Source organism: Ilumatobacter coccineus YM16-304, assembly GCF_000348785.1.
Classification (GTDB): domain Bacteria; phylum Actinomycetota; class Acidimicrobiia; order Acidimicrobiales; family Ilumatobacteraceae; genus Ilumatobacter_A; species Ilumatobacter_A coccineus.
Window position 1 is genome coordinate 363,309 of sequence record NC_020520.1, and the last position, 12,560, is coordinate 375,868.

General features: G+C 67.4%; 13 protein-coding genes. 5 read left to right on the top strand and 8 right to left on the bottom strand.

What is annotated here, in order from left to right; translation table 11 throughout:
* Positions 1–43: 43 nt before the first annotated feature.
* Both YM304_RS25720 and YM304_RS01665 read left to right on the top strand, forming a co-directional pair.
* Positions 44–1,546, top strand: coding sequence for a DEAD/DEAH box helicase (locus YM304_RS25720; protein WP_015439889.1), 1,503 nt, complete (start codon positions 44–46; stop codon positions 1,544–1,546).
* A 58-nt stretch (positions 1,547–1,604) separates the two neighbouring features.
* On the top strand, positions 1,605–4,673 hold the full coding sequence (locus YM304_RS01665; protein WP_015439890.1) for an alpha-mannosidase: 3,069 nt from the start codon (positions 1,605–1,607) through the stop codon (positions 4,671–4,673).
* 44 nt (positions 4,674–4,717) lie between these two features.
* On the opposite strand, the gene YM304_RS01670 is transcribed toward YM304_RS01665, so the two are convergent.
* Positions 4,718–6,004, bottom strand: coding sequence for an RNA polymerase sigma factor (locus YM304_RS01670; RefSeq protein WP_015439891.1), 1,287 nt, complete (start codon positions 6,002–6,004; stop codon positions 4,718–4,720).
* Between the two features lie 33 nt (positions 6,005–6,037).
* Positions 6,038–6,391: a YciI family protein gene (locus YM304_RS01675; RefSeq protein ID WP_015439892.1), complete on the bottom strand. Its 354-nt coding sequence runs from the start codon at positions 6,389–6,391 to the stop codon at positions 6,038–6,040.
* 243 nt (positions 6,392–6,634) lie between these two features.
* Between YM304_RS01675 and YM304_RS01680 the strand changes: the two genes are divergently transcribed.
* The 3 genes from YM304_RS01680 to YM304_RS01690 all read left to right on the top strand — a co-directional run bounded on the left by YM304_RS01680 (position 6,635) and on the right by YM304_RS01690 (position 8,052).
* Entirely contained in the window at positions 6,635–6,901 is a 267-nt protein-coding gene (locus YM304_RS01680; protein WP_015439893.1) for a WXG100 family type VII secretion target, read from the top strand.
* A gap of 78 nt (positions 6,902–6,979) precedes the next feature.
* Positions 6,980–7,354, top strand: coding sequence for a helix-turn-helix domain-containing protein (locus YM304_RS01685; protein ID WP_015439894.1), 375 nt, complete (start codon positions 6,980–6,982; stop codon positions 7,352–7,354).
* Complete coding sequence (locus YM304_RS01690; protein ID WP_015439895.1) at positions 7,351–8,052, top strand: HAD family hydrolase; 702 nt, start codon at positions 7,351–7,353, stop codon at positions 8,050–8,052. Before YM304_RS01685 ends, YM304_RS01690 begins: the two co-directional genes overlap by 4 nt.
* Here YM304_RS01690 and YM304_RS21725 read toward each other — a convergent pair.
* From YM304_RS21725 to YM304_RS21730, 6 genes are read right to left on the bottom strand one after another with little or no spacing between them, the layout of a single operon-like run.
* On the bottom strand, positions 8,023–8,631 hold the full coding sequence (locus tag YM304_RS21725) for a nitroreductase family deazaflavin-dependent oxidoreductase (protein WP_015439896.1): 609 nt from the start codon (positions 8,629–8,631) through the stop codon (positions 8,023–8,025). The genes YM304_RS01690 and YM304_RS21725 overlap by 30 nt on opposite strands.
* Positions 8,628–9,122 (bottom strand): nuclear transport factor 2 family protein, encoded by a 495-nt coding sequence (locus YM304_RS01700; RefSeq protein WP_162142013.1) that lies wholly within the window; start codon positions 9,120–9,122, stop codon positions 8,628–8,630. Before YM304_RS01700 ends, YM304_RS21725 begins: the two co-directional genes overlap by 4 nt.
* A 10-nt stretch (positions 9,123–9,132) precedes the next feature.
* Positions 9,133–10,125: an alpha/beta hydrolase gene (locus tag YM304_RS01705; RefSeq protein ID WP_015439898.1), complete on the bottom strand. Its 993-nt coding sequence runs from the start codon at positions 10,123–10,125 to the stop codon at positions 9,133–9,135.
* On the bottom strand, positions 10,122–10,940 hold the full coding sequence (locus tag YM304_RS01710; protein ID WP_162142014.1) for an acetoacetate decarboxylase family protein: 819 nt from the start codon (positions 10,938–10,940) through the stop codon (positions 10,122–10,124). The genes YM304_RS01705 and YM304_RS01710 overlap by 4 nt, the downstream gene beginning before the upstream one ends.
* Positions 10,941–10,945: 5 nt before the next feature.
* Entirely contained in the window at positions 10,946–11,716 is a 771-nt protein-coding gene (locus YM304_RS01715; protein WP_015439900.1) for an SDR family NAD(P)-dependent oxidoreductase, read from the bottom strand.
* A complete protein-coding gene (locus YM304_RS21730; protein WP_015439901.1) occupies positions 11,713–12,402 on the bottom strand; it encodes a TetR family transcriptional regulator in 690 nt (229 codons plus the stop codon). The genes YM304_RS01715 and YM304_RS21730 overlap by 4 nt, the downstream gene beginning before the upstream one ends.
* Between the last annotated feature and the right edge of the window lie 158 nt (positions 12,403–12,560).

Genomic DNA, 12,560 nt, shown 5'->3' on the forward strand with positions numbered 1-12,560 from the left:
CGGCCTCAGCGCTGTTTGTAGCAGAAACTGAAAGTACCCCCTCATGACCACCATTGATGCTGGCGCGCGCGACGCGTCTGTCGACACCACGTTCGCCGACCTCGGTCTTCCCCGGAAGATCGTCGACGTGCTCGAACGCAAGAACATGTCCACCCCGTTCGCCATCCAGGCTGCGGTCATCCCTGACGCTCTCGACGGCCGCGACATCGCCGGCCGTGCACCGACCGGCTCGGGCAAGACCCTCGGCTTCGGGCTCCCCGTCGTCGCCAAGCTCGTCGACGCCAAGCCGAAGCGCCCGGTCGCTCTCGTGCTCGCTCCGACCCGTGAGCTGGCCGAACAGATCATGGCCGAACTCAACCCGTTCACGAAGGCCGTCGGCCACCATGCCACGTCCATCTACGGTGGCGTCGGCTACGGCAACCAGCGCAAGGCGTTGGATCGTGGCACCGAACTCGTCGTCGCGTGCCCCGGCCGCCTCGAAGACCTCATCCAGATGCGGGCGATCGACCTGCGCGACGTGACCACGCTGGTCATCGACGAAGCCGACCAGATGGCCGACATGGGCTTCCTCCCGGCGGTGCGTCGTATCGTCGAGCAGACCGCCAACGACCGTCAGGTGCTGCTGTTCTCGGCCACGCTCGACGGCCCCGTCGCCAAGCTCATCCGCGACTTCCAGCACGATCCGGTGCGCCACGAGGTCGGGCCCAAGGGCCCCGACATCCACGCCGCCCACCACGTCTTCTGGAAGATGGATCGCGCCGAGCGCAACCAGAACACCGCCGGCGTCATCGAGCGGTGCGGCTCGACCATCGTGTTCACCCGTACCCGCCACGGCGCCGACCGCCTCGCCAAGCAGCTCGGCAAGCTCGGGGTCACCGCGCAGCCGATCCACGGCGGCCGAAGCCAGGGTCAGCGTGACCGTGCGCTCGCCGCGTTCAAAGACGGCAGTGCCGACGCTCTCATCGCCACCGACGTCGCCGCCCGCGGCATCCACGTCAACGGCGTGTCGGCAGTCGTTCACTACGACCCGCCGGCCGATGGCGCCACGTACCACCACCGTTCCGGTCGTACGGCTCGCGCCGGGGCGACCGGCATCGTCGTGTCGCTCGTCGACCCGTCGATGATGAAAGACGTCAAGAAGCTCCAGCGCGACGTGGGCATCCAGGTCGAGGTGACCCCGCCCGACCTCGACGAGTTGGAAGTGGCACTGCTGCTCGAAGGCTCCGCCTCCGACGATGCGCCGGTCGACGTGGTCGACGCCGTTCGCACCGAGGAGCCGCGCACCGAGCGGGCCCCGAAGCGAGACCGTGTTCCCGAGAACACCGGGCCGGTCCCCGACGGGCACGAACTCGGCACGGTGAAGTTCTTCAACGCGTCCCGTGGCTATGGCTTCATCACCCGCGACTCGGGTGGCGACGAACTCTTCGTTCACTTCTCGAGCATCGAGACCGAAGGCTTCAAGACGCTCAACGAGAAGGCTCGCGTGTCGTACGTGGTCGGCCAAGGCAAGAAGGGCCTCGAAGCCCAGGCGGTCACCGTTCGCTGACGTCAGACCGACGCTCGGCGAGGCCCGTGTGAGCGGCGCGCTCGCTTAAGGTTCGGTCGTGCATGACGACCGGGAGTTGATCGAGCGGCGGATCGAACGCGAGCTCTGGGAACGGTTGCTCCCGCTGGTCCACGTCGACCGCCGAGCGCTGTCGGTCGCAGCCGGAAGCGATCCCGACGATCTCGCCGAGTTCGCGGTCGGAACCGACTGGGGTCTGCCGTGGACCACGACGTGGTTCGAAGCCTCCGGCGACATCCCGGGCGGATGGCTCGGTCGTCGTGGCACTCGAATCGAGGCGGTGATCGACCTCGGTTTCACGCGTTCGCCCGCCGGCTTCCAGGCGGAAGGGCTCGTCGTCGAGCGTCGTGCCGACGGTTCGATGCGGCCGCTCCAGGGCATCCATCCTCGTCGCACCAACTACCGGATCGACGACCCCGGCGAGCACCTGACGCTGCTCGTCGAGGCCGCGTCGAACCCGACGTTTCCGCAGTTCGCTCCCTCGGCCCAGGGGCTCCCCGAGACCGCCGGGACCGAACCGCTCTATCGATTCCGCACCGCTGACCTGGTGTTGCTCGACGTCGAGACCGAAGCGCTCGCTCATGATCTCGACGTGCTCGACGGCACGATGCGCTCACTCGCGCTCGGCGATCCGCGACGCGCTCGTCTGCGCCAGGCCATCGTGCAGGCGCTCGACGCGCTGCCCGACATCGCGGCCGGTCGTCGCGCCGTCGCACCGCATCTCGAACCGCTCGATCTACCGCAACGACACCGGATCGTCGCGACGGGGCACGCGCACATCGACACGGCGTGGCTGTGGCCGATCCGCGAGACGATTCGCAAGTGCACCCGCACGTTCGCCTCTGCAGTGGCGTTGATGGACGACGATCCGTCGTTCGTGTTCAGCTGTTCGCAGGCGCAGCAGTACGCCTGGATCGAAGAGCGCCACCCCGACCTGTTCGAACAGATCCGCGAGCGCGTCGAGCGCGGCCAGTGGAATCCGGTCGGAGGCATGTGGGTCGAGGCCGACATGAACCTGCCGTCGGGCGAGAGCCTCGCCCGTCAGATCGTGTTCGGTCAGCGCTACTTCACCGAGAAGTTCGGCGCCCCGTCGACCGAGGTCTGGATCCCCGACGTGTTCGGGTACCCGGCAGGACTTCCGCAGTTGTTCGCCGCAGGTGGCATGCATCGGTTCGTCACGCAGAAGCTGTCGTGGAACAAGCAGAACCGCTTCCCGCATCACACGTTCTGGTGGGAGGGACTCGACGGTTCGCGGGTACTCACTCACTTTCCGCCGGTCGACACCTACAACGCCGAGATCACCCCCGGCGAGGTCGCGCACTCGATCGAGCGGTTCCAGGATCACGCGTGGAGTGCGGTGTCGCTGGTGCCGTTCGGCCACGGCGACGGTGGTGGTGGCCCGACGCGCGAGATGCTCGAACGTGGGCATCGGATCGGCACGGTCGACCCGAAGGCGACGCTCGAATTCGGCACCCCCAGCGATGTCTTCGACGCGATCGAGCGCGAGGCGACGTACGGCGCACCGGTGCCGGTGTGGCGCGGCGAGCTCTACTTCGAGATGCACCGGGGCACGTTGACCAGCCAGTTGCGCACGAAGCTGGGCAACCGACGTTGCGAGCGGTTGCTGGTCGAGGCCGAGCTGTGGGCGGCCTCGCTCGGGCGTTCGGCCGACGTCGACGAGCTGTGGAAAGAAGTGCTCACTCAGCAGTTCCACGACATTCTCCCGGGCTCCTCGATCGCGTGGGTGCATCGAGACGCGGAGGAGGTGTTCGAGCGAGTCGAAGCCGACCTGAACGAACGAATCGACGCGATGCTCGCCGAACTCGCTCCCGCCGAACTGTCGGTGGCCAACCCCGCCGACGTCGCATTCGACGGCATCGTCACCGTCCCAACCTGGTTACATCGCTCCGGGAGCGATGTAACCAGGTTGGGGCAGGAGCTGGGTGATGGGTCGGTGGCGGTGCGGGCCGGCGCGCCGGCGCTCGGGGTGGCGGCGCTCGAACCGCTCCCGGCGGAGGATCGGGTCGTGGTGTCGGACACGGCGATGACCAACGGTCACCTCGCCGTCCGTTGGAACCGCAACGGCGACATCTCGTCGATCATCGACCTCGCGGCGCGGCGAGAACTCGTGCCCGACGGTCGGATGGCTGCCGTGCTCGAACTCGGGCGTGACCAACCGGTCGAGTACGACGCCTGGGACCTCGAATCGTGGACGCGTGCGAACGCCCGGCCGGTCGGCGGTGGGATCATCGCCGTCGAGGCGGAGGGACCGCTGGTCGGTCGGGTGTCGGTGACGCGCCGTTTCGGTTCGTCGACCGCGGTCGTCACCTACGAGTTGCAGGCGGGAGCGCGACAACTGCTCGTCCATGTCGACCTCGACTGGCATCATGACGAACACCTGCTGTCGATGGCGTTCCCGCTCGACGTTCGTGCCGACACAGCGTCGTGTGACGTGCAGTTCGGTGTGGTCGAGAGGCCGACGCACCCGTCGTCGCCGTGGGACGCCGCCAAGTTCGAGGTGTGCGCTCACCGCTTCGTCAGTCTGAGCGAGCCGTCGTTCGGTGCCGCCGTGCTCAACGACGGGCGATACGGCCACGCGGTGTTCGACGAGGCGATCCGGGTCAGCTTGGCTCGTGCGGCCAGGTACCCCGACCCCGATGCCGACCACGGTCGCCACCGCGTGACGCTGGCGGTGCTCGCACACGACGGAGACCTCGCTGCGGTACGTGCCGCGGCCGCGCAGCTGAACCAACCGTTGCGAGTGCTCGCGGGTGGATCGCCGCACACGGCGAATGGGGCGTCCGACGAGCCTGTCGTGGCGATCGTGTCGTCGCAGCCGGGTACGTCGAGCATCGAGGTCGACGCGGTCAAGCTCGCCGACGACGGGTCGGGTGATCTCGTCGTCCGATTCCACGAGGCGGTCGGGGATCGAGCGACCATCAGCGTTCGCTGCCGCCGGCGGATTGCGGCGGCGTCGCGGTGCGACCTCATGGAGGCGCCGCAGCGCGGCGAAGAGTGTCTCGACGGCATCGTGTCGACCACGATCCGTCCGTTCGAGTTGGTCACGCTCCGGCTGCGGCTGGCCGCCGACGACTTCGACGGCCGCTGACTCCGAGCCCGTCAATCGGTGTCTGACACCAATTGACGGGCTCGTCATCGGGTGTCTGACACCGGATGACGGGGGCGGTCTGGGTGGGCGAGTCGTCGGCGGCGTCGTTCGAGGTCGAGGCGTTGCGCGTCGTTGTCGCAGCAGGCGATGGCTCGTTCGATCGCTTCGACGGCCTCGTCGTCGCGCCCCAACCGCGTCAGCAGTTCGCCGCGAGCGGCGTGGAAGTAGTGGTAGTCACTCAGGTCGCCGTCGAGGTCGTCGGCGAGCAGGATGGCGTCGAGTGCGAAGAGACCGACGTCGGGCCCGTCGGCTTCGGCAACGGCGATCGATCGGTTGAGCGCGAGCAGCGCCGTGGGCTGACGACGCATCAACACGTCGTACAGCCGGACGATGCCTCGCCAATCGGTGTCGTCGAACGTCGGCGCGGTGGCATGGTGTCCGGCGATCGCGGCGTGGAACTGGAACGGCCCGCCCCGTTGTGCGGCGTGGGCGCGGGCCAGTGCGGCGAGCCCCCGATCGATCCGGTTTCGATCCCAGCGCGCCCGGTCTTGGTCACGCAGGAGGACCGGCCGTCCGTCTGCGTCGACTCGAGCTTCTCGTCGAGCGTCGATCAACAGCATCAGCGACAGCAGTCCATCGACCTCCGGGTCGGAAGGAACGAGTCGGTGGAGGAGCTCACCCAGCCAGATGGCCTCGTCGCAGAGGTCGCCTCGCACCAGCTCCGCCGAGGTGGCACTGGTGTGCCCTTCGGTGAAGATCGAGTGGATCACCGCACACACGGCCGGCAGTCGTTGCGCGAGCGTGTCGAGCGTCGGCGGTTCGAACGGGATGCCGGCGAGACGCACTTTGTCCTTCGCTCGGGTGATGCGCCGGGTCATGGTCGCCTCGCTGGTGAGGAACGCGTTCGCGATCTGGGCGGTCGACAGACCGGCGACGATCCGCAGCGTGAGAGCGATCTGTGCCTCGTGCGCGAGTGCGGGGTGGCAGCACCCGACCAGCAGTGCGAGTTGGTCGTCGAGTGCCGCATCGAGCTCACCGGTCGAGCCATCGGTCGCGTCGGGCCGTCCGACGAGCGGGAGGAGTTCGTCGAGTCGCTTCGTCCGGCGGATGCCGTCGATCGCTCGTCGTCGGGCAGTGGTGAGCAGCCATGCGGCCGGTCGGTCGGGCACACCGTCGGTCGGCCACCGCCGTGACGCTTCGATGAACGCTTCCTGGGCCGCGTCCTCCGCTGCCCCGAGATCACGTAGATCTCGAACGAGGACGGCGACGAGCCGCGTCCATTCTCGTTCGAAGATCGCGGTGACCTCGGGGTGGGTGGCGGAGTCGTTCATCGCGTCACGAGGACGGTTCGACCGGGCATCGCGTCAGCCGTCGAACTCCATCACCGGCCGGACTTCGACGCGCCCGAAGGTGGCGTTGGGGATCTTGGCGGCCCAGTCGATCGCCTCGTCGAGGTTGGCGACGTCGATGACGTAGTAGCCGCCGATGACTTCCTTCGTCTCGATGAACGGACCGTCGGTCACGATCCGCTCGCCGTCGCGCATCGAGACGGTGGTGGCGGTCTCGGTGCCTTGCAGTGCCTCGCCGCTCACCATCGCGCCGATCTCGTTGAGCGCGGTGCTGTACTCGAACCACTCCTGCATGTACGGACCGAACTCGGAGCTGTCGGGTGCGGGTTCGTCGGCGGGGTCGCTGACCAGAATGAGCATGTACTTCATGATGTGTCTCCTTGTGTCGGTCGGCCCTGATGGCCGATCTCGTGGGTTCGACGAACGAGACCGGACGAATCGGACAGGCCGGACAGAATTTCTCGAGGTGTCGTGCGGGTAGCGGTGCGGTGGGTTGGTCGCACAGTAGTTGGCGTCGGTTTCCCTTTCGCCGGGTTCGGCACCCACTGAGTGGCTGGCGGCGACCATCCGGTGGCCGCCGACATCACACGATGAACCACGAGGAGACATCACATGTCTGGAACACACGCAGTCACGCCCGACGAACTCGCCAGCCTGGGCGGCACGCTCAAGGCGCAGATCGAGGCGGTCAACACGATCATCACGTCGGTCGACAATCCGTTGGGTTCGATCGCCTGGACCGGTCCCGCGAAGGAGAAGTTCACACAGGAGTGGTCGGGCAACTTCAAGAGCGCGCTGGTGAAACTCAACGAGGCGTTCGAGGTCGCCGGCACCGACTGCGAGCGACGGGCAGAGGGCGCGCGCATCGCGCTCGGTTGACCGCTGCGGCTGCCGCGTCGCGCAGGGCTCCCACGACGGAGTGCCTGCGCGGCCCGGGCCGTCTCATAGGATTGTGTCGTGCCGCCTGCATCCCCGAGACGTTCACATCCACTCGTGGATGCGGTCCGGCCACTCGTCGATGCCGTCGGCGGCCAGATCGTGCCGTCCGATGCGGCCGAGTCGGCCGACGTGCCGCTGGTGTGGGAGGGCGACGTGATCGGTGCCGTTCGGTTGGCGCCGTTGCACGGAGCGCTCGATCGGTTGATCGCCTCGGTCGAGGCCGAGCTCGGTCAGTCGCTGCCGCTGCTGCCGCGAGCACAGAAGCAGCGGGCGATCCGTCTGCTGGAGGAGCGGGGTGCGTTCGTGCTGCGTCGGTCGGTCGAAGACGTGGCCGATGCGATGGGCGTGAGCCGCATCACCGTCTACAACTACCTCAACGCGGTGCACAAGTGAGTCGCCGCATCGATCGGTACGACGTCATCGCCTTCGACGCCGACGACACGCTGTGGCAGAGCGAAGACCAGTTCCAGGCGGCCGAGGCTCGCTTCGCCGAACTGGTGTCGCCGTTCGCTCCGGTCGGCGTCGACGTGCTCGATGCACTGCACGCCGTGGAGCGGCTCGACATCGCGTCGCAGGGGTACGGCGTCAAGGCGTTCACGCTGTCGATGGTTCGAGCGGCGATCTCGATGACCGACGGTGACGTGCCGACCGACGTGATCCGTCAGGTCGTCGATCTCGGGGCCGACATGCTCGTCGACCGGGTGCACCTGCTCGACGACGTCCCCGAGGTGTTGGAGCAGGTCGGCGCGCACGTTCGCCTGGCGTTGATCACCAAGGGCGACCTCGTCCATCAGACCCGCAAGGTCACCACCTCGGGGCTCGAGCATCATTTCGCCGATGTCGAGATCGTGCTCGAGAAGGACCCGTCGACGTACGAGCGGGTGCTCGCTCGGCTCGGTGTGTCGGCCGATCGGTTCTTGATGATCGGCAACTCGGTGAAGAGCGACGTGCTTCCGGTGATGGCCATCGGCGGCGACGCGGTGCACGTCCCGTATCACATCACCTGGGATCTGGAACGGGTCGACGATCTGACCGTGGAGGTCGACGAACTCGATTCGATCTCACACGTTCCCAAGTGGCTCGGCCTCTGACCCGCCGTCGTCCGAAACGCCATCGCCCGGAGCGGGCGGCTGCTCCCGGAGCGACACCGACTCGACCACAAGCTTCACGATGGGGATCTGGCGCTCGGTGCGAGCCTGGTAGGTCTCGTAGTCGGGCCAGAACCGGACCATCTGTTCCCACCGGAGCTCGCGTTCGTCGCCCTCCACGGTCACGGCGACGGCTCGACAGTTGAAGGTTCCGGCGATCACCTCGCAGTGAGGGTCGGCCAGGAGGTTCTTGTACCACTGCGGATGGTCGGGTGTTCCGCCCTTGCTGGCCACCACGAGGTAGCCGTCGCCGCAGGGCTGGTACAGCAGCGGAGCCACCCGCGGCTCACCGGAGGTTCGCCCTGTCGTGACGAGCAGCAGCGTCGAATGGAGACCCTCCGCACTGGCGCTGGAGTTCTCGGACGCATTCCAGTCGTGCGCGGCGACCGGGTCGGTCATGTACAGCTCGACGTGTCGGAAGAACCACGACAGGTCGCGGCCTCGGGTCGGGTCGTCGGCGCTGGTCTCGCCGGCGTCGCCCGGTTGGTCGGTTGCCGGCTGGTCGGATGATGGTGCTGTCATTGCAACTCGCTCTCGTTCATGACCGACTGGAAGACCGCGGCATAGGCATCGCCCAGCCCCGGCGAACGCGGGTCGGGGCCGCCGTCCTTGAACCATTGGAGTCGGCGGGACCGGAAACGCCAGGTGCCGTCGACGTCGCGTGCGTACTGGTCGTGATAGCGACCGCTTCCTCGGATGCGCCAGCCGTGATCGGCCGACAACTCGATCACCAGCAGGTCGACCGAGCCGTTGCCCTTCGCCCCGTCGACCTCGATCACCGGGTTGAGCATGAGGTGGCGTGTGCCGGCCAGCATCGGTTGGTCGCGGGTGTGTTCCTCGGCGAGTGACATCAACCGGTGCAGTTTCGCCCGCGAGCGAATGGTCACGCCGTTGTCGGTGAACTCGGCATCGTCGGTGAAGAGGTCGGCGTACGCATCGGGTTGCCGGGGCCACTCGTCGACGATCTGGCCGTAGCGCCCGATGAGGTTCGAGATGTGCTGGTAGTCGTTCACGATGGCTCGCTCACGACCGTGACGCAGGCCCGGCACGAAGGTGGCGATTCATCTCGGCGACGGCGCGGTCGAACGCCTGGAGACCTTCGGGGAGGATGCCGCCCATGTTGCAGAACGCGTGCGGCAGCCCCTGTTCGAGCCGCGCGTCGACCGTCACTCCCGACCGAGCGAGCATCTCCGCGTACCGCATCGCCTCGTCGCGGAGCGGGTCGTACTCGGCGGCAAGAATCAGGGTGGCGGGGTGAGCGGTCGGTACCGAGTCGGCCGATGCGGGGGTGAGACGGGGATCGGTGTGCGTCGCCTCGTCGGGCGCGTACTGGTGCCACATCCATTCCATCTGTTCGCGAGCCGGCGGCAGCAGGCCGCCGAGCGACTGCCACGACGGTGTCGACATGTTGATGTCGAGCGCGGGTTCGAGGAGGAGGAGGAACTGCAGACCCGCGTCGTCGCCGGCGCTCGCTGCCACTGCCGCCGCGAGACCGCCACCCGAGCTCTCACCGGCGAGAGCGATCCGCGTGCGGTCGCCTCCGATGTCGTCGGCGTGGGTTCGTGCCCACCGGACCGCGGCGACGCAGTCGTCGAAGGCGGCCGGAAAGGGTGCCTCGGGAGCGAGTCGGTAGTCGACGTTGACGACCACGGCGCCCGTCTGATCGGCCATGCGGCGGCAGAGGTGATCGGAATGTTCGAGGTCGCCGAGGATCCAACCGCCCGCGTGGAAGTAGACGACGATCGGTTGGCCTGGCTCGTTGCTGGCCCGGTAGACGCGAACATCGAATTCGGCGTCGTCTGGGCCGATGCGGTGCTGAGCCACCCGCCACATCTCTTCTCGCTCGGGGACGGTCGCTCGATTCGCGGCCGCTTCCCGGGAGCCGTCGACACCGATCCGGTTCATGGTCGGCGCGGCCCGGATCGCGCCGAGGATCGCTCCGACGAGCGGTGACGGCTCGGACAGGCCGAGTCCCGCAAAGTCGATCGGGGCGACGGTCGGGGTGTCGCCACTCATGTCGGCGGCTCCAGTCGGATCACGGCATTCCGAGGCAGCGTCACGCGTGAATGGACGACGGTCGCGGTGCGATATTCGAGTACCGGGAGCGCCCTGAGCGCCTCGATGATGTGCGCGGAGCTCGGTGCTTGCTGCCAGGTGGGAGCGTCGAAGCTGATCGTTCCCTGGCCCGTCCACGCCTCGGACACCGCGACGGTCGACAGCAGCTTGGTCGGGTAGTCGGCGTCGGCGCCACCTTCGGGATTCGGGATGTACTTCCAGCCGAGCGCGACCTGTTCTCGCTCACCGCTGAGCGAGGCGAGTACTGACTCGTCGAGCGGTGAGAGGCCGTCGACCTCGCCGCGCACCAGTCGCGTGCCGTACTCGCTGCATTCGAAGGCGGCGCGGCCATCGGAGCGTTCGTGGTCGGGGATCTCGCCGACGATCTTGGCGTAGCCCTGGAGTTCGCGGCCGGCGATCACGGGCCTCGGGTCGGATTCCCAGATCACCAGGCTGTACGGGCCGACCACATCGTGATCAGGATCGTGGCCGCCGCTCGACGATCGATGGCGAACGTTCACCTGGACGCGCACCACGTTGTACTGGCGGCCGCCGAGCCAGTCGACTCCGCCGTTGTGTGAACTCGAGACGGTCACGACCGGATCGCCCTCGACCTCGAAGAACCGAGGGAGGAACGGCTCGATCGCGGCCCGCTCGGTGAGGAACGGCACGGAGATGTTGCGCAGGTCCTCCATGACGGTCACGTCGGGGAGGAGCGATGGGCCGAAGACCACGGGCATGTCGTAGCGCTGTGTGGGGTCGAACTCGAAGGCCATGGTGGTCACCGCCCTTGGGGAGCTGCCCGGTACTCGACGTTCGCATCGAACTCGCCGATGGTGAAGGCCGGCTTGTCGTGGAGTCTCACTCTGATCTCACCGTTGGCGCCGGTCAGCATCAAGTCGACCGCTTCGCTCGCCATGTCGGCAGCGGTGATCAGCGGGATGCCGGCCTGTCGGACGACGTCGGCGATCAGTGTCGTGTCGACTGTTGCCGGACAGAGCGCGTTGATCCGGAGCTGCTTCCCGCGCATGCCCTGTGCAGTGCTGCGGACGAGGTGGATCGCAGCGGCCTTGCTGGCGGCGTAGATCGAATCGGCCGCAGTCGGCACCAGCCCCGCTCGAGACGCGGTGACGGTGATCGCTCCGCCGCGCTCCGTCATGAGCGGGAGTAGGTGCCGGAGCCCGTGGAAGACGCCGTCGACGTTGACCGACATGACCCGACGGTACGCCTCGAGCGGCGCCTCGTGGACCGCCATGAACGGAGCGTCGCCCGGTGCGGTCATCACCCCCGAGTTGAGGAGCGCGTAGTCGGCGACACCGACCTCGTCGACGCTCTGGCTGATTGCGTTGCCGAGGCTCGCGTCGTCGGAGACGTCGCCGTGGAAGAACGCTCCACCCACCTCGTCGGCGAGCAGACCGCCGGCATCGTCGTTGATGTCGACGATCACCACGCGACGACCCGATGCCGCCATCTGCCGAACTGCCTCGGCCCCGATGCCGGTGGCCCCGCCGACGACGAGTGCTGTCTGCGCCGCCATGGTCGCTCCTGTCATGACTCTCGCCGGTCGTAGCCGTCGGCGACCTGCGTCGGGACCTCGTCGGACCACACCCGCTTCCAGATGGCGATCGTTCGATCGAGCGTCTCGACGAGGTCGGCGTCACCCCCGCCTGCCGCCCATGCTGAGAGTGCCGAGTCGCGTACGTCGAGGCACGACGTCACGATGGCGCGTGCGACGACGAACCGATCGGGTTGGTCGGGCACGAACGGGAGGATGGTGCGGGTCAACTCGTTGCGCCACCGGTTGTGGAATGCGCCGCTGCGCTCGACGAAGTGCTTCGACTTCAGTGAGCGTCGCATGCGAGCGACATCATCGGGGTCGTTCGTCATGTCGGTCATCTGGACGATCGAGGCAGCGAGGATCGCATCGGCCGGTTCGAGATCGTCGAGGAGCAGTCGAGTGAGGGCGACGTGGTCGTCCATCGACGACGGGAGGTCGACATAGATCGCGTCGGCCTTGGTCTCGAAGTAGCGGAAGAACGTGCGCACCGAGATGTCGGAGCGCTCGGCGATGGCTTCCACCGTCGTCTTGTCGAGACCGCCGTCCTCGCCGCCGTTCTCTTCGTACAACTCGACGGCCGCAGCGAAGATGCGGCGACGCTGAGCGTTCTTGCGACGCTTCGCCGGCCCCGGCTCGTCGGCGGCACGCAGGTCGGCGATCCGTGTGGCGAGGTCGCTCATCGGCGCGCCCTGTCTCCGTGGGCCCCGCTCGGATTCCGACGGTACGGGCTGCTGTGTGGCATGACTGCCATCTTGACATGACTGCCAACTTCATGCAAGGTGGTCATCGTGACGAGCCGACGAACCCGTCGGCGCACGACTGGATGCACCACGCGACG